This is a genomic window from Pseudoxanthomonas winnipegensis, from assembly GCF_030322905.1.
GTDB lineage: Bacteria > Pseudomonadota > Gammaproteobacteria > Xanthomonadales > Xanthomonadaceae > Pseudoxanthomonas_A > Pseudoxanthomonas_A winnipegensis.
Genome location: NZ_CP095475.1, coordinates 608039 through 631871, shown reverse-complemented (window position 1 = coordinate 631871; position 23833 = coordinate 608039). Strand labels below are relative to the sequence as shown.

Annotated in this window: 20 protein-coding genes and 1 pseudogene; 19 read left to right on the top strand and 2 right to left on the bottom strand. The window is 69.2% G+C overall.

What is annotated here, in order from left to right; all coding sequences use genetic code 11:
• Nucleotides 1-511 precede the first annotated feature (511 nt).
• The 19 genes and pseudogenes from MWN52_RS02660 to MWN52_RS19585 form a co-directional block, all read left to right on the top strand.
• A pseudogene (locus tag MWN52_RS02660) lies at nucleotides 512-1660 on the top strand (efflux RND transporter periplasmic adaptor subunit); the annotation flags it as partial.
• 176 nt (nucleotides 1661-1836) lie between these two features.
• Nucleotides 1837-2556, top strand: a complete 720-nt coding sequence (locus MWN52_RS02655; RefSeq protein ID WP_130530516.1) for an ABC transporter ATP-binding protein — start codon at nucleotides 1837-1839, stop codon at nucleotides 2554-2556.
• Between the two features lie 17 nt (nucleotides 2557-2573).
• Nucleotides 2574-3896 carry an ABC transporter permease gene (locus MWN52_RS02650; RefSeq protein ID WP_286576487.1) on the top strand — a complete coding sequence of 441 codons (1323 nt, stop codon included), beginning with the start codon at nucleotides 2574-2576 and terminating at the stop codon, nucleotides 3894-3896.
• Between the two features lie 10 nt (nucleotides 3897-3906).
• Nucleotides 3907-5124: an ABC transporter permease gene (locus tag MWN52_RS02645; RefSeq protein WP_286576486.1), complete on the top strand. Its 1218-nt coding sequence runs from the start codon at nucleotides 3907-3909 to the stop codon at nucleotides 5122-5124.
• Nucleotides 5125-5139: 15 nt separating this feature from the next.
• Complete coding sequence (locus tag MWN52_RS02640) at nucleotides 5140-6444, top strand: ABC transporter permease (protein WP_286576484.1); 1305 nt, start codon at nucleotides 5140-5142, stop codon at nucleotides 6442-6444.
• A gap of 75 nt (nucleotides 6445-6519) precedes the next feature.
• The gene (locus MWN52_RS02635) at nucleotides 6520-7746 is read left to right on the top strand and encodes an ABC transporter permease (protein WP_286576481.1); all 1227 of its coding nucleotides are present in this window, start codon (nucleotides 6520-6522) and stop codon (nucleotides 7744-7746) included.
• Nucleotides 7747-7762: 16 nt separating this feature from the next.
• Nucleotides 7763-9067 carry an ABC transporter permease gene (locus MWN52_RS02630; RefSeq protein WP_286576479.1) on the top strand — a complete coding sequence of 435 codons (1305 nt, stop codon included), beginning with the start codon at nucleotides 7763-7765 and terminating at the stop codon, nucleotides 9065-9067.
• Between the two features lie 148 nt (nucleotides 9068-9215).
• Nucleotides 9216-10451: an ABC transporter permease gene (locus MWN52_RS02625; protein WP_286576478.1), complete on the top strand. Its 1236-nt coding sequence runs from the start codon at nucleotides 9216-9218 to the stop codon at nucleotides 10449-10451.
• A gap of 15 nt (nucleotides 10452-10466) precedes the next feature.
• On the top strand, nucleotides 10467-11774 hold the full coding sequence (locus MWN52_RS02620) for an ABC transporter permease (protein WP_286576477.1): 1308 nt from the start codon (nucleotides 10467-10469) through the stop codon (nucleotides 11772-11774).
• The gene (locus MWN52_RS02615; RefSeq protein ID WP_286576476.1) at nucleotides 11771-13018 is read left to right on the top strand and encodes an ABC transporter permease; all 1248 of its coding nucleotides are present in this window, start codon (nucleotides 11771-11773) and stop codon (nucleotides 13016-13018) included. Before MWN52_RS02620 ends, MWN52_RS02615 begins: the two co-directional genes overlap by 4 nt.
• Before the next feature lie 15 nt (nucleotides 13019-13033).
• A complete protein-coding gene (locus MWN52_RS02610) occupies nucleotides 13034-14350 on the top strand; it encodes an ABC transporter permease (protein ID WP_286576474.1) in 1317 nt (438 codons plus the stop codon).
• A gap of 118 nt (nucleotides 14351-14468) precedes the next feature.
• The gene (locus tag MWN52_RS02605; protein ID WP_286576472.1) at nucleotides 14469-15686 is read left to right on the top strand and encodes an ABC transporter permease; all 1218 of its coding nucleotides are present in this window, start codon (nucleotides 14469-14471) and stop codon (nucleotides 15684-15686) included.
• Nucleotides 15687-15720: 34 nt separating this feature from the next.
• On the top strand, nucleotides 15721-17034 hold the full coding sequence (locus MWN52_RS02600; protein ID WP_286576469.1) for an ABC transporter permease: 1314 nt from the start codon (nucleotides 15721-15723) through the stop codon (nucleotides 17032-17034).
• A 2-nt stretch (nucleotides 17035-17036) separates the two neighbouring features.
• Nucleotides 17037-18278: an ABC transporter permease gene (locus tag MWN52_RS02595; RefSeq protein ID WP_286576466.1), complete on the top strand. Its 1242-nt coding sequence runs from the start codon at nucleotides 17037-17039 to the stop codon at nucleotides 18276-18278.
• A gap of 29 nt (nucleotides 18279-18307) precedes the next feature.
• Nucleotides 18308-18736, top strand: a complete 429-nt coding sequence (locus tag MWN52_RS02590; protein WP_286576465.1) for a PDZ domain-containing protein — start codon at nucleotides 18308-18310, stop codon at nucleotides 18734-18736.
• 104 nt (nucleotides 18737-18840) lie between these two features.
• Nucleotides 18841-19311 (top strand): nuclear transport factor 2 family protein, encoded by a 471-nt coding sequence (locus MWN52_RS02585; protein WP_286576464.1) that lies wholly within the window; start codon nucleotides 18841-18843, stop codon nucleotides 19309-19311.
• A 46-nt stretch (nucleotides 19312-19357) separates the two neighbouring features.
• Entirely contained in the window at nucleotides 19358-19714 is a 357-nt protein-coding gene (locus MWN52_RS02580; protein WP_286576463.1) for a hypothetical protein, read from the top strand.
• Between the two features lie 97 nt (nucleotides 19715-19811).
• Nucleotides 19812-21152: a sigma-54-dependent transcriptional regulator gene (locus MWN52_RS02575; protein ID WP_286576462.1), complete on the top strand. Its 1341-nt coding sequence runs from the start codon at nucleotides 19812-19814 to the stop codon at nucleotides 21150-21152.
• Nucleotides 21149-22474 (top strand): sensor histidine kinase, encoded by a 1326-nt coding sequence (locus tag MWN52_RS19585; protein WP_379653965.1) that lies wholly within the window; start codon nucleotides 21149-21151, stop codon nucleotides 22472-22474. The genes MWN52_RS02575 and MWN52_RS19585 overlap by 4 nt, the downstream gene beginning before the upstream one ends.
• A 165-nt stretch (nucleotides 22475-22639) precedes the next feature.
• On the opposite strand, the gene MWN52_RS02565 is transcribed toward MWN52_RS19585, so the two are convergent.
• Nucleotides 22640-23092: a RidA family protein gene (locus MWN52_RS02565; RefSeq protein ID WP_286576461.1), complete on the bottom strand. Its 453-nt coding sequence runs from the start codon at nucleotides 23090-23092 to the stop codon at nucleotides 22640-22642.
• 217 nt (nucleotides 23093-23309) lie between these two features.
• Complete coding sequence (locus MWN52_RS02560; protein ID WP_286576459.1) at nucleotides 23310-23831, bottom strand: GNAT family N-acetyltransferase; 522 nt, start codon at nucleotides 23829-23831, stop codon at nucleotides 23310-23312.
• Between the last annotated feature and the right edge of the window lie 2 nt (nucleotides 23832-23833).

The following is a 23833-nucleotide window of genomic DNA, read 5'->3' as shown; positions in this document are numbered from 1 at the left end:
AGCGCGCACCGCGGCAGGAGACAGACCGCGAGCCAGGCCCCTCCCCTTTCCGCGCAGCGAAGGGGGAGGTTGGGAGGGGGTGCTTTTGCCTTTGCCTCCCGGCGAAGAGCAACCCCTCCCCAGCCCTCCCCTTGGCCTTCGGCCAAAGGGAGGGGGCAAAGGCGCGCAGTGCCGCGGGAGGAAAATCTCATGCAAGCCCCCCTTCTTGTTCGGCCAACAGGAGAGGGCATGCGCTGTCCGCCCGGACAACCCAAGTGTCCGGTCGGACACTGTCCGCGGCGCGGACAGCTTGCAGATCAAGCACTTGCAGTTGGCACGCCCCGTGCGTGATGAAGCGCAGCTTTCCCAGCAGGCGTGCCCCGTGTCCATGCAACAGACCGACAACCCCTTCCGTATCCGCGATACCGCCGCCCAGGACGTGGTGGTCGACACCGGCAAGGGCAAGCGCTGGAAACGCTGGGGCCTGATCGGCGGCGGCGTGGCCGTGCTGGCCGCCGCCCTGGTCTGGGTCGTGATGGGCTGGGCTGCGGGCGGACGCTCGTTCGACGCCAGCCGCGTGCGCATCGCCACGGTCACCCGCGGCGACCTGGTGCGCGACCTGGCCGCCGACGGCCGCGTCATCACCGCCAACAGCCCGACCCTGTACGCCATCGACGGCGGCACCGTCAGCCTGAAGGTCGTCGCCGGCGACGTGGTCAAGAAGGGCGACGCGCTGGCGGTGATCGACAGCCCGGCCCTGCGCAGCAAGCTGGCCCAGGAGGAATCCACCCTGGCCGGCATGGAGGCCGAGGCCAGCCGCGCCACGCTGGACGTGGCCAAGGCGCGCTCGGAGGCGAGCAAGCTGGTCGACCAGGGCAAGATCGACCGCCAGGGCGCCGCGCGCGACGTCGAACGCTACCAGCGCGCCTATGACGCCGGCGCGCTGCCGCAGGTGGAGCTGGCCAAGGCCCAGGACACCCTGACCAAGACCGAGATCGAACTGCAGCACGCCCAGGAAGACGCCTCGCTCAAGCAGCAGGCCGCGCAGCTGGATGCGCGCAACAAGCAGCTGCTGGCCCAGCGCCAGCAGGCCGTGGTGGAGGAACTGCAGCGCCAGGTCGACGCGCTGACCCTGCGCGCGCCCTTCGACGGCCAGGTCGGCCAAGTGCAGATCGCCCAGGGCACCAACGTGGCGATCAACGCGCCGATCCTCTCGGTGGTGGACCTGTCCAAGTTCGAAGTGGAGATCAAGGTGCCGGAGAGCTTCGCCCGCGACCTGGCCATCGGCGTGCCGGCGCAGCTGACCTCCGGCAGCGGCGAACCCTTCCCCGGCAAGATCTCGGCCGTCTCGCCCGAGGTCGTCGCCGGCGAGGTCACCGCGCGCGTGCGCTTCGACGGCCAGCAGCCGCCGGGCCTGCGCCAGAGCCAGCGCATGAGCGCGCGCATCCTGCTGGACACGCGCAAGAACGTGCTCAAGGTCGAGCGCGGCCCGTTCGTCGAACAGTCCGGCGGCCGCTACGCCTACGTCATGGATGGTTCGAGCGCCCAGCGTCAGCCGGTCCAGCTGGGCGTGTCGAGCCTGTCGGAAACCGAAATCCTCTCCGGTCTGAAGGAAGGCGACCGCGTGGTCGTCTCCGGCGCCGACCAGTTCGGCGATGCACCGCGGGTGACGGTGCATTGATGCAAGTCACCCGGTAGAGCGGAGCTTGCTCCGCTGAGGCTCCGCCGTTCATGCCACAGCGGAGCAAGCTCCGCTCTACAGGCTCCGCCGGTCATGCGGCAGCGGAGCAAGCTCCGCTCTACAGACATCGCAGTACCCACCGCCCCACGCCATTCATTCCAACGAAGGACTCCGCCATGCTCGAAATGCACGCCGTCTCCAAGGTCTTCCGCACCGAGCAGGTGCAGACCCACGCCCTGCGCTCGCTGGACCTGCACGTGAAGGAAGGCGAGTTCGTCGCCGTCACCGGGCCGTCCGGCTCGGGCAAGACCACCTTCCTCAACATCGCAGGCCTGCTGGAGACCTTCACCTCCGGCACCTACCGCCTGGACGGCGAGGACGTGAGCCATCTCAACGACAACGCGCGCAGCAAGCTGCGCAACCAGAAGATCGGCTTCATCTTCCAGAGCTTCAACCTGATCCCCGATCTCAACCTGTTCGACAACGTCGATGTGCCGCTGCGCTACCGCGGCATGGCCGCGGCCGAACGCAAGCAGCGCATCACCGAGTCGCTGGAGCGCGTGGGCCTGGGCTCGCGCATGAAGCACTACCCGGCCGAACTGTCCGGCGGTCAGCAGCAGCGCGCCGCCATCGCCCGCGCCCTGGCCGGTAGCCCGCGCCTGCTGCTGGCCGACGAACCGACCGGCAACCTGGACTCGCAGATGGCCCGCGGCGTGATGGAGCTGCTGGAGGAGATCAACGCCGCCGGCAGCACCATCGTCATGGTCACCCACGACCCGGAACTGGCCGCGCGCGCCCAGCGCAACGTGCACATCGTCGACGGCCAGGCCACCGACCTGGTGCGCGAGGCGTCGCTGATGTCCGGCGCCGCGCCGGCCGCTTCCGCGCAGGCCTGAGCCACAGGTTCGCGGCGATGTTCGGCTACTACCTGGCCCTGGCCCTGCGCAGCCTGCGCCGCAACCCGGTGCTGACCGGGTTGATGGTGCTGTCCATCGCCGTGGGCATCGGCGCGGCGATGACCACGCTGACGGTGCTGCATCTGCTGTCGGGCGATCCGCTGCCGGGCAAGAGCGAGACGATCTTCATCCCACAGCTCGATCCTCGCCCTGCTTCGCGCCCCGGGCAGCGTCCGTTCGACAAGCTGGACTACATCACCGCGATGGACCTGTGGCGCCTAGGGCGCCCGGATCGCCAGGCCATGGTGGCCGAGAGCGAAGTCAAGCTGCGCGCGGCCGACGCCGGCACCCCGGCCCTGATGACCCAGATGCTGTCCACGCAGTCCGGATTCTTCCCGATGTTCCAGGTGCCATTCGCGCACGGCGGTGCGTGGAGCGCGCAGGACGATGAGGACCACGCGCGCGTGGCCGTGATCTCGGCCGATCTGAACAACCGCCTGTTCGCGGGGAAGAACAGCGTCGGCCAGCACCTGCGCATCCGCGACGCCGATGTGCGCATCGTCGGCGTGCTGGCGCCGTGGCGCCCTTCGCCCCAGTTCTACACCTTGGCCGGCGGCAGCTTCGCCCATGGCGACACGGCCAGCTTCTACGGCAAGCCGCAGGACGTGTTCATGCCGATGTCCAGCGCGCTGGAAGTCAACGGCCAGCACATGCAGCCGTGGACTTGCTTCGGTAGCGCGCCCACGCCGATGAACCTGACCACGGCCCCCTGCGTGTGGCTGCAGCTGTGGGTGGAACTGGACAACCCGCTCAAGGTCGCGCAGTACCGGCGCCTGCTGTCCGACTATGCCAGCCAGCAGAAGGCGGCCGGGCGTATCGGCATCAGCGAGACCGCGCGGCTGCAGTCGTTGCCGCAATGGCTGGATCACAATCGGGTCGTGCCCAGCGATGCACGCCTGCAATCGTGGCTGGCCGTCGCATTCCTCGGCCTGTGCCTGTTCAACGCCATCGGTCTGCTGCTGGCCAAGTTCCTGCGCCGCAGCGGCGAGATCGGCGTGCGCCGCGCGCTGGGTGCGTCCCGCAAGGATATCTTCGGCCAATGCCTGGCCGAGGCCGGCATGATCGGACTGATCGGCGGCGTGCTGGGCTGGATGCTCACGCTGCTGGGCCTGTGGGTGGTGCGTCAGCAGCCCGTGGAATACGCCGACATGATCGGCATGAACCTGTGGAGCTTCCTGCTGACCTTCGCCGCGGCGATCGCCTGCAGCGTGGTGGCCGGGGTGTTCCCCGCCATGCGCGCCAGCCGCATCGCGCCGGCCATGCAACTCAAAGCGCTGTAAGGACGCCGCCATGCAGATCAAGCCCATCCTCTCCGCGCTGACCCGCCACCGCATCGCCGCAATGTTGATCGCGCTGGAGATCGCGCTGGCCTGCGCGGTCCTGTGCAATGCGTTCTTCCTGATCAGCACGCGTCTGGACCTGCTGCACCTGGACAGCGGCGTGGACGAGAAGGCCTTGGCCACCGTAGCGCTGTCCGGCTGCGATGCCTGCGGCAGCCATACCGAACTCAACGCACGCGTCCTGGACGTGGTGCGCGGGGCGCCCGGCATCCAGGCGGTCGGCACGATCAATTCGCTACCTTTCACCGCACCTGCCGGCAACTCCGGCGTCTGCCTGGACCAACAGTGCGATCACGTCGGCGGCGTGCCGCACTTCTACACGGCCGACGCCGGTGCCATGGCCGCCCTGCGGCTGACGCCCGTGCGCGGCCGCGGCTTCTCCGATGAGGACTATCAGTCCTTCGATCGGTTCGCGCCCAACGCGGCGAACGTGCTGATCACCCGCGCCTTGGCCGAGCACCTGTGGCCGGGGCAGGATCCGCTTGGCAAGGAGCTTTGGGGGGCCGGCCACTATCGCGTCATCGGCATCCTGGAGCATCTTTCCCGACCGGACCCCGGCCGCAGCGAAGACGGCATGATCGGCACCGACTGGTCCGTGGTGGTGCCGGTGCGCAACGACTCGCAGTCGGGCGTTTACGTGCTGCGCGCCGATCCCAAAGAGCTGCCGCGTTTGCTGCAACAGGTGCGCGCTCGGATCACGCAGGTCATTCCGCAGACCCTGCTTGACGATCGCTACAGCCAACCGCTCTCCGAGCTGCGGCAGACCTACTTCCGTCCCGACCGCGCCATGGCCGGGCTGCTGGTGGCGGTGATCGCCGCGATGCTGCTGGTGACCGCGCTGGGCATCGTGGGGCTGGCCAGCTTCTGGGTGGCCCAGCGCACCAAGCAGATCGGCATCCGCCGCGCGCTGGGCGCCACGCGCACGGACATCCTGCGCTACTTCCAGACCGAGAACTTCCTGCTGGCCAGCGGCGGCATCGTGCTGGGGATGCTGCTGGCCTACGGCGGCAACCTGCTGCTGATGAAGTACTTCGAACTGGCGCGCCTGCCGCTGCTCTACCTGCCCATCGGCGCGGTGCTGCTGTGGGGCGTGGGCCAGCTGGCCGTGCTGGGGCCGGCGCTGCGCGCCGCCTCGATTCCGCCCGTCGTCGCCACCCGCGCTGTCTGACGCCTAAGGACCGCCATGCTCGCCTACTACTTCAACCTGGCCCTGCGCAGCTTCAGGCGCAACAAGGTGCTGACCGCGCTGATGGTGCTGGCGATCGCCATGGGCATCGGCGCCACCATGACGACGCTGACGGTGTTCCATGTGCTGTCCGGCGATCCGATCCCCGCCAAGAGCGATCGGCTGTTCATCGTCCAGCTCGACCCGGAGCCGGCGGCGAACTACAAGCCCGGCCAGGAACCGGAAGAACAGCTGACGCGCTTCGACGCCGAAGCACTGCTGCGCCAGGGCAAGGCCAAGCGCCAGGCGCTGATGACCGGCGGTGGCGCGGCCGTCCAGACGGCGGACAACAGCCTCAAGCCGTTCGTGATCGACACGCGCTGGAACTCATCGGACTTCTTCCCGATGTTCGAGGTGCCGTTCCTGTACGGCCACGGCTGGAGCGCGGCGGACGACCAGGCCCGCGCGCGCGTGACGGTGATCTCCAGGAAGCTCAACGACAAGCTGTTCGGCGGCGCCGACAGCACCGGCAAGACGATCCGCCTGGGCGATCACGACTTCCGCATCGTCGGGGTCGCCGACGACTGGGCGCCGCAGCCGCACTTCTACGACCTCAACGTCGGCAGCTACGGCAGCGACGAGCAGCTGTTCGCGCCCTACTCGACCGCCATCGAGCTCAAGCTCTGGGGCAACGGCACCACCAACTGCTTCGGCAAGAACCCCACCAACGATCCGCGCGACCTCAACGCTCCCTGCGTCTGGACGCAGTACTGGGTGGAGCTGGAGAGCCCCGCGCAGGCGGCCGACTTCAAAGCCTACCTGGACAACTACTCGCGCGAGCAGAAGGCGGCGGGCCGTTTCGAACGCGACCCGAACACGCGCCTGCGCGACGTGATGCAGTGGCTGGATTACAACCACGTGGTACCGGGCGACGTGCGGCTGCAGCTCTGGCTCGCGTTCGGCTTCCTGATGGTCTGCCTGCTCAATACCGTCGGCCTGCTGCTGGCCAAGTTCCTGCGCCGCAGCGGCGAGATCGGCGTGCGCCGCGCGCTGGGCGCGGCGCGCAGCGAGATCTTCAAGCAATGCCTGGTGGAGGCGGGAGCCATCGGCCTGGCGGGTGCGGTGCTGGGCCTCGGCGTGGCGGAGCTGGGCCTGTGGGCGGTGCGCCATCGCCCGACCCAGTACGCGGCGCTGGCCCAACTGGACGGCACGATGCTGCTGCTGACCTTCGTCCTGGCCCTGCTCGCCAGCCTGCTCGCGGGCCTGCTGCCCGCCTGGCGTGCGATGCAGATCACTCCGGCGGTACAGCTCAAGACGCAATGAGACAGGAGTGACGCTCCACCGCCCCGCATCGCCCTTCGCGCCCGACCCACTCACGCCTCGCCGCAAGAGGATCCCATGGAAATCCGCCCCATCTTCTCGGCCCTGCGCCGGCACAAGACCGCCGCCGCGCTGATCGTGCTCGAGATCGCGGTGAGCTGCGCCATCGTGTGCAATGCGCTGTTCCTGATTTCCCAGCGCATCGACAATCTGAACCTGCCGAGCGGAATCGCCGAGGACCAGCTGCTGCATATCCGCCTGAGCGGGGTCGGCAAGGACGACAACGCCGATGCGCGCACCGAGGAAGACCTGGCGGCCCTGCGCGCCATCCCCGGCGTCGTCGCCGTCACCACCAGCAACCAGCTGCCTTTTCGCAACGGCTCCTCGAACAGCGGTCTCAGCCTCACCCCCGACCAGGCGGACAACACCCTCAACGCGGCGGCATACCGCGTCGGCCGCGACGCGATCAAGACCTTCGGGCTGAAGCTCATCGCGGGACGCGACTTCAACGCAGACGAGTACCTGCTCGGCACCGAGCTGAACAAGCCGGACATCGATTTCAGCAAGGTGGCCGCGTCCATCATCATCAGCAGCGCGACGGCCAAGAAGCTGTTCCCGAATGAGCCGGCCGTCGGCAAGACGGTGTACATGTCGCAGACGCCGCTGCACATCGTCGGCGTGGTCGAGACCCTCACCCGCCCGACCTTGAACGGCGGCAACCGCACCTACTCGATGCTGCTGCCGATCCGCGACAACTACAACAGCATGGGACGCTACATCATCCGCGTCGGCGACCCATCGCGCCGCGACGAGGTGATGAAGGCCGCCCTGGCGGCGCTGGACAGGATCGACGGCAGCCGCCTGGTGCTCAACAACGAGACCTACCAGGACGTGCGCGCCGATTACTTCAGCGCCGACCGCGACATGATCGGCCTGCTGGGCGTGGTCTGCGCCGCACTGCTGCTGGTCACCGCGCTGGGCATCATCGGCCTGGCCAGCTTCTGGGTGGCCCAGCGCACGCGCCAGATCGGCGTACGCCGTGCGCTGGGCGCCACGCGAGCCCAGATCCTGCGCTACTTCCAGGTGGAGAACTTCCTGCTGGTCGGCATCGGCATCGGCCTGGGCATGCTGCTGGCCTACGCGCTCAATCAACTGCTGATGAGCCGCTACGAGCTGCCGCGACTGCCGCTGGCCTACCTGCCCGCCGGCGCGGTGGTGCTGTGGCTGATCGGCCAGGTGGCCGTGCTGTGGCCCGCCCGTCGCGCCGCGGCCGTGCCGCCCGCCATCGCCACCCGCAGCGCCTGACCCTTACGGAGCGCCCATGATCGCCTACTACTTCAACCTGGCCCTGCGCAGCTTCAGGCGCAACAAGGTCCTGACCGCGCTGATGGTGCTGGCCGTGGCGCTGGGCATCGGCGTGTCGATGACCACGCTGACCGTGTTCCATGTTCTTTCCGGCGACCCGATCCCGGGCAAGAGCGACCGGCTGTTCTACGCGCAGCTCGACCCGTTTCCGATCGACGGCTACACGCCGGGCGAGGAACCGCAGCCCGACATGAGCCGCTACGACGCCGAGACGCTGCTGGCGCAGAAGCGCGCCAAGCGCCAGGCCATGATGACCGGCGGCAGCGTCACCGTCCAACCGGAGGGCACGGCGATCAAGCCCTTCGTCCTCAGCGCGCGCTACACCTCGGCCGACTTCTTCGCGATGTTCGAGGTGCCCTTCGTCTACGGCCGCGGCTGGTCCGCGCAGGACGACAGCGGTCAGGCGCGCGTGGTGGTGATCGCGCGGACGTTGAACGACAAGCTGTTCGGCGGTGCCGACAGCACCGGCAAGACGCTGCGCCTGGATGGGCACGACTTCCAGATCGTCGGCGTGATCGACACCTGGGATCCGCAGCCGCTGTTCTACGACCTGGCAGTGGGCACCTACGGCACCCACGAGCAGGTCTTCGAGCCGTTCCAGACCGCCCTGGGTCTGCACCAGTCGCGCAGCGGCAACATGAACTGCTACGGCGACAACGTCACCTCCGATGCCACCGCGCGCGAGGCGCCCTGCGCCTTCATCCAGTACTGGGTGGAGCTGGAGCGCGCCTCGCAGGCAGCGGACTTCAAGGCCTACCTGAACCAGTACTCGCAGCAGCAGAAGGACGCCGGCCGCTACCAGCGCCCGCCCAATGCGCGGCTGCGCGATGTCATGGACTGGCTGGACTACCAGCAGGCGGTGCCGGGCGATGTGCGCCTGCAGCTGTGGCTGGCGCTGGCGTTCCTGCTGGTCTGCCTGGTCAACACGGTCGGTCTGCTGCTGGCCAAGTTCCTGCGCCGCAGCGGCGAGATCGGCGTGCGCCGCGCGCTGGGCGCCAGCCGCACGGAAGTCTTCAAGCAGTGTCTGGTCGAGGCCGGCAGCATCGGGCTGGTCGGCGGCGTGATCGGCCTGGGCCTGGCGGAACTGGGCCTGTGGGTGGTCCGCCACCGTCCCACGCAGTACGCCGAACTGGCCCACCTGGATGGATCGATGCTGCTGCTGACCTTCGTACTGGCGCTGCTGTCCAGCCTGCTGGCCGGCGCGCTGCCGGCCTGGCGTGCCATGCAGATCACGCCTGCGGTGCAGTTGAAAACACAGTAGGGCGAGGAACGCGTGGAGAGCAAAGAGGAACGAAAGCGAGCACCGCCACCCGTTCGTCCCTCCGACGCTTCGCAGCCTCGCACGCGCGCCTCGCTTCTTCCCGCTCGTTCCTCGTTCCTCTCCGCTCGTTCCTAGCTCCGGGACTTCCATGGAAATCCGCCCCATCCTGTCCACCCTGCGCCGCCACAAGACCGCCGCCGCGCTGATCGTGGTGGAGATCGCGCTGACCTGCGCGATCATCTGCAACGCGCTGTTCATCGTCGGCCAGCGTTGGGAGGCGCTGCGCGAGACCAGCGGGATCGACGAGCAGCAGCTGGTCACCGTCTCGCTCAGCGGCGTGGGCCCGCAGACCGATGTCGATGCATTGACCCAGCAGGACCTGGGCGCCCTGCGCGCGATCCCCGGCGTGGCCAGCGTGGCGCTGGTCAATCAGCTGCCGTTCCGCCGCGGCTCCAACAACTCCTCGCTGGCCACGCAGCCGGATCAGAAGATCCCCACCCTCAGCGCGGCCTTCTACACCGGCGCCGAAGGCACGCTGAAGACCCTGGGCCTGCGCCTGGCGGCGGGGCGCGACTTCGCGGCGGACGAATACATGGACTGGTCCGAGCTGATGAAGCAGGTGGACGGCAACAAGGGCGTGCCGCTGCGCACGATGCCGCTGATCGTCTCGCACGAGGCGGCCAATAAGCTGTTCCCAGGCGAAAGCGCGGTCGGCCGCAAGGTCTACATGGCCAACGTGCCGATGCTGATCGTCGGCGTGGTCGAGCGGCTGCGCCGGCCCAACACGGTCAATGGCGACACCGGCTACTCGATGCTGATCCCGGTGCGCACCCCCTACGAGAACGGCGGCCTGTACGTGCTGCGGGTGCGCGACCCGGCCCAGCGTGCGCAGGTCCTGCGCCAGGCGGTGGCCGCGCTCGAGCGCGTGGCCAGCAACCGCCTGATCATGGACAGCAAGACCTACGACGAATGGCGCAGCGACTACATGAGCAAGGACCGCGACATGATGGGTCTGCTGCTGGCGCTGTGCGCGCTGCTGTTGCTGGTCACCGCGCTGGGCATCATCGGCCTGGCCAGCTTCTGGGTTGCGCAGCGCACCCGCCAGATCGGCGTGCGCCGCGCGCTGGGCGCGACCCGCGGCCAGATCCTGCGCTACTTCCAGATCGAGAACTTCCTGCTGGTCACCCTGGGCATCGTGCTTGGCATGGGCCTGGCCTATGCGCTCAACCAGCTGCTGATGCGCCATTACGAGCTGCCGCGACTGCCGCTGTGGTACCTGCCCGTCGGCGCGCTGCTGCTGTGGGCACTGGGACAGCTGGCCGTGCTGTGGCCCGCGCGTCGCGCCGCGGCCGTGCCGCCGGCGATCGCCACGCGCAGCGCCTGAGCCAGGGACGACGCCATGCTTGCCTACTACCTCCAACTGGCCCTGCGCAGCTTCAGGCGCAACAAGGTGCTGACCGCGCTGATGGTGCTGGCCATCGCGCTGGGCATCGGCGCGTCGATGACGATGCTCACGGTGCTGCACAACCTCTCCGGCGATCCGCTGCCTTCGCGCAGTGGCGTGCTCTATCACCCGCAGGTCGACCCGCGTCCGGCGCGGCTGCCCGGCGCCAACCCCGAGCCGCCCGACGATCTGACCTGGCAGGATGCGGTCAACCTGTATGCGCTTCCGGGCGCGAGCCGGCGCGTGCTGACCAGCGCCAACTGGCTGCCGACGCGGCTGGATGCGGCCGGCAGCCCGCTGACCATGCGCGACACGCGCGCGGCCACGGCCGACCTGTTCGCGATGTTCGACATTCCCTTCGTTTACGGGGCGGGCTGGTCGCAGGCCGACGACGCCAAGCGCGCGCAGGTGGTGGTGATCACCCGTTCGCTCAACGATGCGCTGTTCGGCGGCGCCGACAGCGTCGGGCGCACGCTGGTGATCGCCACACGCAACTTCCGCGTGGTCGGCGTGATCGAGGACTGGAACCCGCAACCGCGCTTCTACGATCTCAACTCCAGCGCCTTCGGCAAGGCCGCGCAGCTGTACATGCCGTTCTTCACCTGGCTGGAGCTGCCCCAGGACTACGGCTACGGGCCGATGGCCTGCTGGGGCCAGGGCGGCAACGGGCTGCACGATCCCAAGACGCCGAACTGCACCTGGGCCCAGTTCTGGGTGCAGCTGGACGATGCGGCGCAGGCGGCGGCCTATCGCAGGACGCTGGAGAACTACAGCGCCCAGCAGCGTCAGCTGGGTCGGTTCGAACGCGCGCCCAACGTGCGCCTGCGTGGCCTGGTGGACTGGCTGGACTACAAGCGCGTGGTACCACCGACGGTGCGCATGCAGACCTGGATCGCCTTCGGCGTGCTGCTGGTGTGCTTGGTCAACGCGGTGGGACTGCTGGTCTCCAAGTTCATGCGCAAGGCCGGCGAGGTGGGCGTGCGCCGCGCGCTCGGCGCCAGCCGCAGGGCGGTGTTCGCCCAGTGCATGACCGAGTCGGCGCTGATCGGCGCCCTGGGAGGCGCGGCGGGCCTGCCCTTGGCCTGGCTCGGCCTGTGGCTGGTGCGGCAGCAACCCATGAGCTACGCCGCTTCGGTGCACCTGGACCCGCAGATGCTGGTCGTCGCCCTGCTCATCGCGGTCACCGCGGCGGGCCTGGCCGGCGTGTGGCCGGCCTGGCGCGCGTCGCGCATCGCCCCCGCCCTGCAGGTGAAGTCGCTATGAGTCCCTTCGATACCGTCCGGCCCATCCTCAGCGCGCTGCGCAGCCATCGCGCCGCCGCCCTGCTGCTGGCGCTGGAGATCGCCCTGACCCTGGCGGTCCTGTGCAACCTGGTGTTCATCGTCTCGGGCAATCTGCAGCGCGCCCGCACGCCCACCGGCGTCCCCGAGTCCGATATCGCCGTGATCCAGAGCATCGGGGTGATCGGCGCGGACAACCCCGGTACCGCCGGCAGCAATCTGGCCACGCTGCAGTCGGTGCCGGGCGTGATGTCGGCGGCTTACGGCGGACCGCCGCTCTGGGGTGTGGATCGCATCAGCCTGTTTGACAGCGTCGATGCGCAGCAGCCACTGGCGCAGGCGTATGTGTTCGCCGGCAGCCAGGGGCTCAACCGCACGCTGGGTGTGCGTATCGTCGAAGGCCGGGATATCCAGGACGCCGAACTGCCTGGCGTGGCCGAACTGGCGGGCGATCCGGCCACCACGCCCTCGGCCAGCCGGCAGATGCCTGCCCTGCTGACCGCACCCTTGGCCGGGAAGCTGTTCCCGGGCCAGTCGGCGATCGGCCAGATCCTGCACGCCAATGTCTTCGGAACGCCGGTCAGCCTGCGCGTGGTCGGCGTGGTGGCACCGGTGCGCGCGGCGATCACCGGCCGCGCCGAGGACGCCGACGCGGTGCTGACCGAGTTCCGCGTGGCCGGCGAGGGCCTGGGCGGCGGCTACATGATCCGCAGCCGGCCCGGGCAGTTGGCCCAGGTCCTGCCGCTGGCGGCCCGCGCCATGCAGCAGGCCAACCCCGGTCATGTGCAGCAGCGCGTGGAACCCATGACCAGCCTGCGCGAGCAGCAGTTCCGCAACGATGCGGCCACCAACCGCATGCTGCTGACGATCATGGGCATCCTGCTGACGGTCACCGCACTGGGCGTGGGCGGACTGGCCAGCTTCTGGGTGCAGCAGCGCACCAAGCAGATCGGCATCCGCCGCGCGCTGGGCGCCACCCGCGGCGACATCCTGCGCTACTTCCAGCTGGAGAACTTCCTGATCGTCGGCGGCGGCGTGGCGGTCGGCGCGCTGCTGGCCTTCGTCCTCAACCAGTGGCTGATGCAGCACTACGAACTGGACCGCCTCGACGCGAAGACCGTCCTGGCCGGCGTGGTGGCGGTCTGGCTGCTGGGCCAGCTCGCCGTCCTCGGCCCGGCCCTGCGCGCCGCCTCCATTCCGCCCGTTGTCGCCACCCGCAGCGCCTGACCCTCCGGAGAGCCCATGTTCGCCTATTACTTCAACCTCGCCCTGCGCAGCTTCAGGCGCAACAAGGTCCTGACCGCGCTGATGGTGCTGGCCGTGGCGCTGGGCATCGGCGCGTCGATGACCACGCTGACGGTATTCCACGTGCTGTCCGGCAATCCGATTCCCGCCAAGAGCGACAAGCTGTTCTACGTGCAGATGGACCCGCGGCCGATGGCCGGCTACAAGCCCGGTGGCGATCCGCTGGATCAGATGACCCGCTTCGACGCGGAGACGCTGCTGCGCGACAAGCGCGCCGACCGTCAGGCGGTGATGAGCGCGGGCAGCGTGGCGATCGAGCCGGACACGCCCGGGCTGACGCCGTTCGTGCTGGAGGCGCGCTTCACCTCGGCCGACTTCTTCCCGATGTTCGACGTGCCCGTCGTGCAGGGCCGGGCGTGGACGGGCGAGGACGATGCGGCGCGGGCGCGGGTGGTACTGCTGTCCAGCGCGCTGGCGCAGAAGCTGTTCGGCAACGCCGACCCGACCGGACGCACGCTGCAGCTGGGCAAGACCGCCTTCCGCGTGATCGGCGTGGTCGGCGACTGGAATCCCAACCCGCGCTTCTACGACCTCACCAACGGCCGCTACAACGGCGAGTCGGAGGAGATCTACGTGCCGTTCTCCACCTCGCGCGATCTGCACTGGGGAAGCAGCGGCAACATGAACTGCTGGGGCGATGGCGACGACAAGGATCCGGAAGGCGCCACCGGCCCGAACCAGCCGTGCGCCTGGCTGCAGTACTGGGCACAGCTGGACACCCCGCAGAAGGTCGCCGACTACCGCGCTTATCTGACCAACTACTCCGACCGCCAGCACGCGGCCGGCCGCTTCCAGCGGCCCACCAACGTGCGCCTGAGCGATGTGATGACCTGGCTGGACTTCAACCAGGTCGTGCCCAGCGACGTGCGCCTGCAGGCCTGGCTGGCGCTGGGCTTCCTGGGCGTGTGCCTGCTCAACACGGTGGGTCTGCTGCTGGCCAAGTTCCTGCGCCGCGGCGGCGAGGTCGGGGTGCGACGCGCACTGGGCGCCACGCGCAAGGACATCTTCCTGCAGTGCCTGATCGAAGCCGGCACCGTCGGCCTGGCCGGCGGCGTGCTGGGCCTGGGGCTGGCGACGCTGGGCCTGTGGGCGGTGCGCCATCAGCCGACCGACTACGCCGACCTGGCGCGGCTCGACCTGCCGATGCTGCTGGCGACCTTCGTCCTGGCGATCGTCAGCAGCCTCATCGCCGGCGTCCTGCCCGCCTGGCGGGCGATGCAGGTCACCCCCGCCATCCAGCTGAAAACGCAGTGAGGCAGGAGTGAGCGCGGAGCAGTGAGACGCGAGCCAGGGCAACGGCCAGACGCTCCAGACCTCCTCCTCTACCGCTCACTCCTCACTTCTCTCCACTCACTTCCCGCACAGGCCTCCCATGGACATCCGCCCCATCCTCTCCACGCTGCTGAGCCACAAGACCGCCGCCGCCCTGATCGTGCTGGAGATCGCGCTGAGCTGCGCTATCGTGTGCAACGCGCTGTTCCTGATCGGCAATCGGCTGGACCATATGCAGCGGCCCAGTGGGTTCGACGAGACGCATCTGGTGTTCGTCAAGGCCAACGGCATCACCAAGGACGAGGAGGCCAAGGCCGTCACCCGGGCCGATCTGGACGGCTTGCGGGCCATTCCCGGCGTGGATTCGGCCACCGTGGTCAACCAGATCCCGTTCGGAAGCTCGGTGTGGATGAGCGGCATCAAGCTGCGCCCGGACCAGGAGGATTCGACTCTCAGCACGACCAACTACATGGTGTCCGAAGACGGGCTCAAGACCCTCGGCCTGCGCCTGCTGGAAGGCCGCGATTTCGCCGCGTCGGAGTACGTGGACGACGGCGACGGCTGGATTCCGTCGGTGATCGTCAGCCGGGCGCTGGCCCAGCGCCTGTTCCCCGATCAGGGCGCGGTCGGCCAGTCGATCTACGTCTTCGGCAACAAGCCGCACCGGATCGTCGGCATCGTCGAGCATCTGCCCAGGCCGCGCGACGGCGGCGCGCCGGCGGCCGAGTACGACATGAGCATGCTGTTCCCCTCGCGCGTCACCTATAGCGATGGCGGCACCTATGCCCTGCGCGTGCACGACCCGGCCCAGCGCGCGGCGGTGCTGGCGCAGGCCCAGCGGGTCATCGCCTCGCATGGCCCCACCCGCATCATCAGCAAGGGCGGCACCGGCACGATGGAAGACAAGCGTGCGCGCTACTACCGCAACGACCGCGCCATGGCCTGGCTGCTGGTGGCGGTGAGCGCGGCGCTGCTGGTGGTCACCGCGCTGGGCATCGTCGGCCTGGCCAGCTTCTGGGTCGCCCAGCGCACCCGCCAGATCGGCGTGCGCCGCGCCCTGGGCGCGACCAAGGGACAGATCCTGCGCTACTTCCAGACCGAGAACTTCATCCTGGCCACCCTCGGCATCGTGCTCGGCATGGTCCTGGCCTACGCCATCAACCAGCTGCTGATGAGCAAGTACGAACTGCCGCGCCTGCCGCTGATCTACCTGCCGGTGGGCGCGGTGCTGCTGTGGCTGCTCGGACAGATCGCCGTGCTCTGGCCCGCGCGCCGCGCCGCGGCGGTGCCGCCGGCCATCGCCACGCGCTCGGCGTGATGCCGACTCACCGCATGTCACGAGGAATCCGAACGTGATCGCCTACTACCTCCGCCTGGCGCTGCGCAGCTTGCGCCGCACGCCGGTGATGACCGCGCTGATGGTGTGCGCCATCGGCCTGGGCATCGGTGCGAGCATGACCATGCTGACGGTCCTGCATGTCATGACGCAGGATCCGATTCCGGCCAAGAGCGGCGTGCTGTTCTATCCCACGCTGGATCCGCTGCCGGCGGACTATCCGAAGAGTACCTGGGGCAATCCGGCCGACAACCTGACCTGGCCCGACGCGATGGCCCTGCTGCGCCAGGGCAAGCCCGCGCGCCAGGCCATCATGGCCGGCGGCGGGCTACTGGTCTGGCCGCTGGACGCGGCTGGTCGCCCTACCGAACGCAGCGGGCGCTACACCACCTGGCAGTTCTTCGACCTGTTCGGCGTGCCGCTGGAACACGGCGGCGGCTGGACCGCGGCGGACGATGCGCAGCAGGCCCGCGTGGTGGTGCTGGGACGCGACCTGGCCATGAAGCTGTTCGGCAGCACCGACGTGGTGGGCCGCAGCGTGCGCCTGAAGGACACGGCCTTCCGCATCGTGGGCGTCGCGGCGCCCTGGTCGCCGCAGCCGCGCTTCTACGTGGACCTGGGCGGTGGCCGGTCCTTCGGCGAGGCCGACGACTTCTTCCTGCCGCTGTCCACGGCGATGGAACTGAAGTTCGACATCTCGGGCAACCGCTCCAGTTGGGCCGACACCGAGATGCAGGACACGCTGCGCTCGCCCAGCATGACCTGGCTGCAGATGTGGGTGGAACTGGAGACGCCGCAGCAGGTCGCCGACTACCGGCGCTTCCTGCACGACTACGCGGCCCAGGAGCATGCCAGCGGACGCTTCCAGCGCGGTCCCGAGACCGCAAGGCTTTATCCGCTGATGGATTGGCTGGGCCACAAGAAGCTGGTGCCGTCCGAGGTGCAGCTGCAGCTGTGGCTGGCGATCGGCTTCCTGATCGTGTGCCTGGTCAACATCGTCGCGCTGCTGCTGGCCAAATTCCTGCGGCGCGGCGGCGAGGTCGGCGTGCGGCGCGCGCTCGGTGCACGTGCGTCCGACATCCTGCTGCAGCTGGGCTGCGAGGCGGCACTGATCGGCGTGGCCGGCGGCGTACTGGGAAGCGTTCTGGCTCAGCTCGGCCTGTGGAGCGTGCGCCAGCGCCCGGACGGCTATGCCCGGATCGCGCAGATGGATACCAGCATGCTGGCGGCCTCGGTCGCGCTGGCCATCGTCGCCACGCTGCTGGCCGGCCTGATCCCGGCCTGGCGCGCCAGCCGCATCTCCCCCGCCCTGCAGATCAAGGCAGTCTGACCATGGCCCTGCCGCTCAAGCCCATTCTCTCGGCGCTGCGCCATCATCGCCTGACGGCCATGCTGCTGACGCTGCAGGTCGCCCTGACCTGCGCCATCGTCATCAACGCCGGTTTCCTGCTGGTCGAGCGCATCCAGCGCATCACCACGCCATCGGGCCTGATCGAGGATGAACTGTCGGTGGTCAGCGCGCGCGGTCTGGACGAATCGGCCAACGCTGCCGCTCAGCAGCGCACCGACCTGGCGGCGCTGCGCGCCCTCGACGGCGTCAAGGCCGCCGCGGCGATCGACGGCGGCAGCCTGCCGCTGTCGAGCAACATCGACATGTCCGGCGCCTGCGCCTCCCAGGCGGACTTCGACCGGGCCAAGGCCGCGCGCGGTACCCAGGGCATCGCCGGCTGCATCTCGATGTCGATCTACAGCGGATCGGACGGCATGCTGGAGACGCTGGGGCTGCGCCTGCTGGCCGGCCGCGACTTCACGGCCGCCGAGCGCGGGGCCGACAAGATCACCGCCGTGATCGTCTCGCGGACCCTGGCCCAACGCCTGTGGCCCGGGGAAAGCCCGGTGGGCAAGCAGCTCTACGGCTTCCAGGGCCCTGTCCCCGTCGTGGGCATGATCGAGGACATCCTGAGCCCGGTGCTGGGCATCGGTGTGGACGACCACATGGTGATGCTGACCGCGCGCGACCGCGCGGAGCTCTCCAGCACCTACGTGCTGCGCAGCGCGCCGCAGGATCGCCAGCGCGTCCTGCACGCCGCTGCCATCGCCCTCGACAAGGCGGGACCCGTCAGGCTGATTCCGGAGGACGGGCAGCGGACGTACACCCAGATCCGCCACGACTATTTCCAGCGCGACACCACCATGCTCGGCCTGCTGCTCGCCTCCTCGCTGGCGCTGCTGTTCGTCACCGCGCTGGGCATCGGCGGCCTGGCCAACTTCTGGGTCGGCCAACGCACCCGTCAGATCGGCATCCGCCGGGCCGTGGGCGCCACGCGGCGCGACATCCTGCGCCACTTCCAGGCCGAGAACTTCCTGATCGTCGGCGCCGGCGTCGTGCTGGGCATGCTGCTGGCCTACGGCCTGAACCAGCTGCTGATGCGCCAGTACGAGTTGGACCGCCTGCCGCTGTTCTACCTGCCCATCGGCGCAGCGCTGCTCTGGGCGCTGGGCCAGCTTGCCGTGCTGGGGCCGGCCCTGCGCGCCACGCGTGTGCCGCCGGCCATCGCCACGCGGGCCGGGTGAGCCATGTCCATCTCGAGGAGACCTTGACCATGCCACGCCCTGTCCTGCTCGCCCTGTTGCTGGCCTGCGCCGCGCCCGCGGCGCTCGCCGCCGCTCCGGCCGACCGTTCCAGCCACCACGAAAGTCATCTGCGCGTCGACGACAGCTCGCTCACCTGGGACAGCGATGGCCGGCGGCTGGCCCTGCGCGACGGCGCCGACGGCGTTCGCGTCTTGGAGGCCAACACCCTCCGCCTGCAGCGGGGCGACGTGGTGACCCGGGTCGGAGACACGCCGGTGCGCAGCGTCCGCCAGTGGCTGGCGGCCCTGCGCGCTCGGCCTGGCGAGAGCGTGGTCCTGCAGGTCCGCGGGATCGACGGACGCGTGCGCGTGGTGCAGCTCTCCGGCGGCGAGATCGCCGACCTGGCACCGCCGCCGCCTCCGCCGCCCCCTCCGCCGCCGCCAGCCCCCATCCGCTGATGCGCATACTTCACATGCACCGCGTCGTTGCCCCGCACGCCCGGCTGCACCAGGGCCTGCGCGTTAAGCTGGACCCAATTTGGTTCCCGGACAGGAGTCCGACAATGAAGGCCACCATCCTGAGCGCGTTCCTGGCCCTCGCGGCGAGCCAGCCGACCGGTGCGGCGGCCGCGGAAGCTTCCTCCTTGCAGAACACCATCAGCGCGCTCGATACGCAGGTCTTCGATGCGTTCAACCGCTGCCAGGATCCGGCGCAGCTGGCGCGCCATGCGGCGTACTTCGATCCGGCGGTGGAGTTCTACCACGACACCGGCGGGGTGACCTGGACGCGCGATGCGATGCTGGCCAACACCAAGCAATATGCCTGTGGCCGCTACACGCGCCAGCTGGTACCCGGCAGCCTGAAGGTCTATCCGGTCAAGGACTTCGGCGCCATCGAACAGGGCCAGCATCGTTTCTGCCAGGCCGGATCGCAGCAGTGCGACGGGCTGGCGGACTTCGTCATCATCTGGCGCCAGCACGACGGCCAGTGGACCATCACCCGCGTGCTGAGCTATGGCCACCGCAGCCAGTGAGCCGCATGCCATGATCTGGCTCCGTTCCCGTTCCTGGACACTCTCCATGCGCCTGCCTGCGTGCTTCCTGCTTGCCGCCGCCATGAGCGCGGCGCCGCTGCATGCCGCGCCACAGACCGCGCCGGACCAGGGCGTGCTGATCTCGCAGGACACGCTGGATGGCTACACCGGCCGCTACGTCACCCCCGACAGGCTGGCGCTGCGCGTGTGGCGCGAAGGCAACGTGCTGAAGCTGCAGCCCGAGGGCGGGTCGACCACGACGCTGATCGCCGATTCGGAAACCACGTTCCACACCGACGGCCAGGCCGCGCGCGTGGAGTTCGCCTTCGACGCGTCCGACCGTGTCAGCCACCTGCTGCTGGTCCAGGGCGGCGCCACGGTCAAGGCCTTGAGGCAGCAGTGAGCGGAGCGGGGTGAGGCGTGAGTCAAAACACTGATCCCCGCGCGCGCCCTCGCTTGTTCCTCACTCCTCGCTCCACCCACTCACTTCTCGCTCCACCATGCCCACTCTGCTGATCATCGACGACAACCCGGCCGTGGCCACGGCGCTGAACGTGCTGTTCTCGCTGCACGACATCGCCACGCTGCACGCGGCCATGCCGGAAGAGGGCCTGGCGCTGCTGGAACGCGAGGCGGTGGACCTGGTGATCCAGGACATGAACTTCTCCGCCGACACCACCAGCGGCGAGGAGGGCCAGGCGCTGTTCGCGCAGATCCGCGCGCGCCATCCCGACCTGCCGGTGGTGCTGCTGACCGCGTGGACCCACCTGGAAGCGGCGGTGGAGCTGGTCAAGGCCGGCGCGGCCGACTACATGGGCAAGCCCTGGGACGACCGCCGCCTGCTGGCCACGGTCAATACGCTGCTGGAGCTGTCCGAGGCGCGCGCCGAACTGGACCGCCGCCGCGCGCGCGATCGCCTGCAGCGCGTGCAGCTGGAGCAGAAGTACGAGCTGTGCGGCGTGGTGTTCAACGATCCGGCCAGCGAGCGCGTACTGGCGCTGGCCTGCCAGGTGGCGCGCAGCGACCTGCCGGTGCTGATCACCGGCCCCAACGGAAGCGGCAAGGAGAAGATCGCGCAGATCGTGCAGGCCAACTCCGCGGTCCGCCATGGCGCCTTCGTCACGCTCAACTGCGGCGCGCTGCCGAGCGAGCTGATCGAGGCCGAGCTGTTCGGCGCCGATGCCGGCGCCTACACCGGCGCCAACAAGGCGCGCGAAGGCAAGTTCGAGGCGGCCGACGGCGGCACGTTGTTCCTGGACGAGATCGGCAACCTGCCGCTGGCCGGCCAGATGAAGCTGCTGCGCGTACTGGAGACCGGCAAGTTCGAGCGTCTGGGCTCCAACCGCGAGCGCAGCGTGCGCGTGCGTGTGATCAGCGCCACCAACGCCGACCTGCCGGCGATGATCCGCGACGGCGCGTTCCGCGAAGACCTCTATTACCGCCTCAACGCGATCGAGCTGGCGCTGCCGCCGCTGGCCGACCGCCCCGGCGACATCCTGCCGCTGGCCGCGCACTTCGCCGACAAGCCCATCGGCGGCTCGGCGCGCGCCGCGCTGCTGCGTCATCCCTGGCCCGGCAACGTGCGTGAGCTGCGCAACGTGATCCAGCGCGCCAGCCTGCTCAGCCCCGGCGCCCACATCGAGGCGGCCGACCTGAATCTGCCGGTCGCCACCGCACCCGTGCGCACGCATGCGCCGGTCCAGGAACCGGACCGCGCGCAGATCGAAGCGGCCATCGCTCGCGCCGGCGGCGTCATCGCCCAGGCCGCCAGCGAACTGGGCCTGAGCCGCCAGGCCCTGTACCGGCGCATGGAGCGCCACGGCATCAAGAGCCCGACATGAAGCACTCGCTCGCCGGCCGCCTGCTGCTGTGGCTGATCCCGCTGGGCGTGGCGGCCATCGCGTTGCCGCTGACGCTGCGGCAGTGGCTCGAGGACGACTGGCTGGTCGGCGTGATCAGCGCCGCGCTCCTGCTGCCACTGGCGGCGTGGATGCTGCACCAGGCGCTGGCGCCGGTGCAGTCGCTGTTCCGCGCGCTGTCCGGCTCGGTCAACAGCTATCGCGACGGCGAGTTCAACTTCGGCATCCACTGGCAGGGCCACGACGAACTAGCCGGCCTGGTGACCTCGCACGAGGAACTGGGTCAGGTGCTGCGCAGCCAGCGCCAGGGCCTGGCGCAGCGCGAACTGCTGCTGGACAGCATGGTCCAGCACTCGCCGGTGGCGATGCTGCTGCTGGCGCCGGGTGGCGATGGCGGCATGCGTGTGGTGTTCGCCAACCTGGCCGCGCGCACGCTGCTCTACGGCGGGCGGCGCATGGAGGGCCAGCCGTTCGAGCCACTGCTGCAGCAGGCCCAGCCCGAACTGGTGGAGGCCCTGCAGCGCGGTGGGGACAGCCTGTTCGCCGTGCCGGCCGATGAGGAAGGCGGCGAAGAGCAGATCTATCACCTGGCGCGGCGCCGCTTCCAGCTCAACGGCCGCCAGCAGGAGCTGCTGCAGCTGTGGCGCCTGACCACCGAACTGCGCCGCCAGGAGGTGCAGACCTGGAAGAAGGTGATCCGCGTGATCAGCCACGAGCTCAACAACTCGCTGGCCCCAGTCGCCTCGCTGGCGCACTCGGGCGGCGAACTGGTGCGGCGCGGCCGCCACGACCAGCTCGAGCACGTGTTCGCCACCATCGAGGAACGCGCGCGGCATCTGGAGGAATTCATCCGTGGCTATGCGCGCTTCGCCAAGCTGCCGCAGCCGCAGAAGCAGGCGATCGAATGGGGCGCCTTCCTGCGTGGGCTGCAGCAGCAGATCGGCTTCAATATCGAAGGTCACGCGCAGGACACGCACAGCCGCATCGACCCGGCGCAGTTCGGCCAGGCCCTGCTCAATCTGGTCAAGAACGCGCACGAATCCGGCGGCGATCCCGCCCAGGTCACCGTGCGCGTGCTGCCGCTGGGCAACCAGGTGCGCGTGGAAGTGCTAGACCGCGGCAGCGGCATGAACGAGGCCGTGCTGCAGAACGCGCTGGTGCCGTTCTATTCGACCAAACGCAACGGCACCGGCCTGGGGCTGGCGCTGACCCGCGAGATCATCGAAGCCCACGACGGCCGCATCGCCCTGCACAACCGCGAAGGCGGCGGCCTGTGCGTGACCCTGCACCTACCAACCACCTGATCCGTTGCTGACGTGGATTGGAGCGGCTCCTCCCTGTAGAGCGGAGCTTGTGGCAATCCCCTTTTGGGGACTCGGCTGCTCTTCGTTCGGTGCGTGGGAAAAGCCTCAGCGGAGCAAGCTCCGCTCTACGGAGATCTGAGGAGACAGTTGCTCCCACCTGCTCCCTCAGCGGCTCCCGGCGTACGCCGTGCAATCCACTTCCAGCAGCGCCTTCATCGGCAGCGCGCTCACCGCCATCGCGCTGCGCGCCGGCAGCCGCTCGGGCTTGAACGCCGCGGTGTAGATGGCATTGAAGGTCGACCAGTTGGCCATGTCGGTGATCATGACCGTACAGCGCGCCACATCGTCCATCGACCGCCCGGCGCGCTGCAGCGCCTTGGCCACATTGGCCATGGTGTTGCGCGCCTGGGCGTCGAATGCGTCCGGCAGCTTGCCCTCCGCATCGACACCCAGCTGGCCGGAGACATACACCGTATCGCCCGCGCGCACCGCCGCCGCATACGGCGCCTTGCTGCCGGCGGGGCTGAAGTATTCAAGATCCGCGGCCGGCGCGACGGCAGCGAACACGGAGAGGATCAACAGCGCGGTACTGCACAGCAGAAGGCGTGACGGCGTCATGGGTCGGGTTCCAGGGGCAAGGAGCGGAAGATGCGCACGCAGGCGCCGCTTCCGGGCACCGGCCTTCGCACCGCGTTGCGCGCAACGCCTCCCCATTGAACGCCCAGCGAACTTACCTGTGTTGCTGGCCCAAGACCAGTGCCGCTTCCAGCAGGGAGCGACTGGAAGGATTGAGGAAGGCGACAACGGCAGCGCGCTGGTCCGACGGCTCGGCAGCTCAGTCCGCTGATAGCGCACAGCGCATCGCCACCCGCAGCTGCATCGGGAAGCCGAGCGCGGCCTCCTGCTGCAGCGTCGCGCGCAACTGCGGTCCGCACTGCGCGAGCGGCAGCTCGACGAAGCCTTCGCTGGCATAGAAGGGCGCATTCCACGGCACATCGCGTAGCGTGGTCAGCAGCATGCAGGGGAAGCCGGCCGCCAACGCGGCCGCGCGCGCATGCCGCAGCAGCGCGCGACCATGGCCGCGACGCGCGTAACGCGGGTCCACATCCATCTGCTGCACCTGGAAGCCATCGTCCAGCTGTCCACCAAGGAGGTACCCAGCGCAGGCGCCGTCCTCGTCCAGCGCCACCCAGAGCTGACCGCGCGCTAGGCCGTCGCGCAACGCGTCCTGATCCAGCCCATGCGCCGCGAACGCGGCCTGCGCCACATGCCCTTCCAGCAACGCGCCAGCACGGCGCTCGATGCCCGGCAGCAGCGCCAGTTCCTGCGCGCGCGCCGCGCGGATGCAGCCGGCCACGG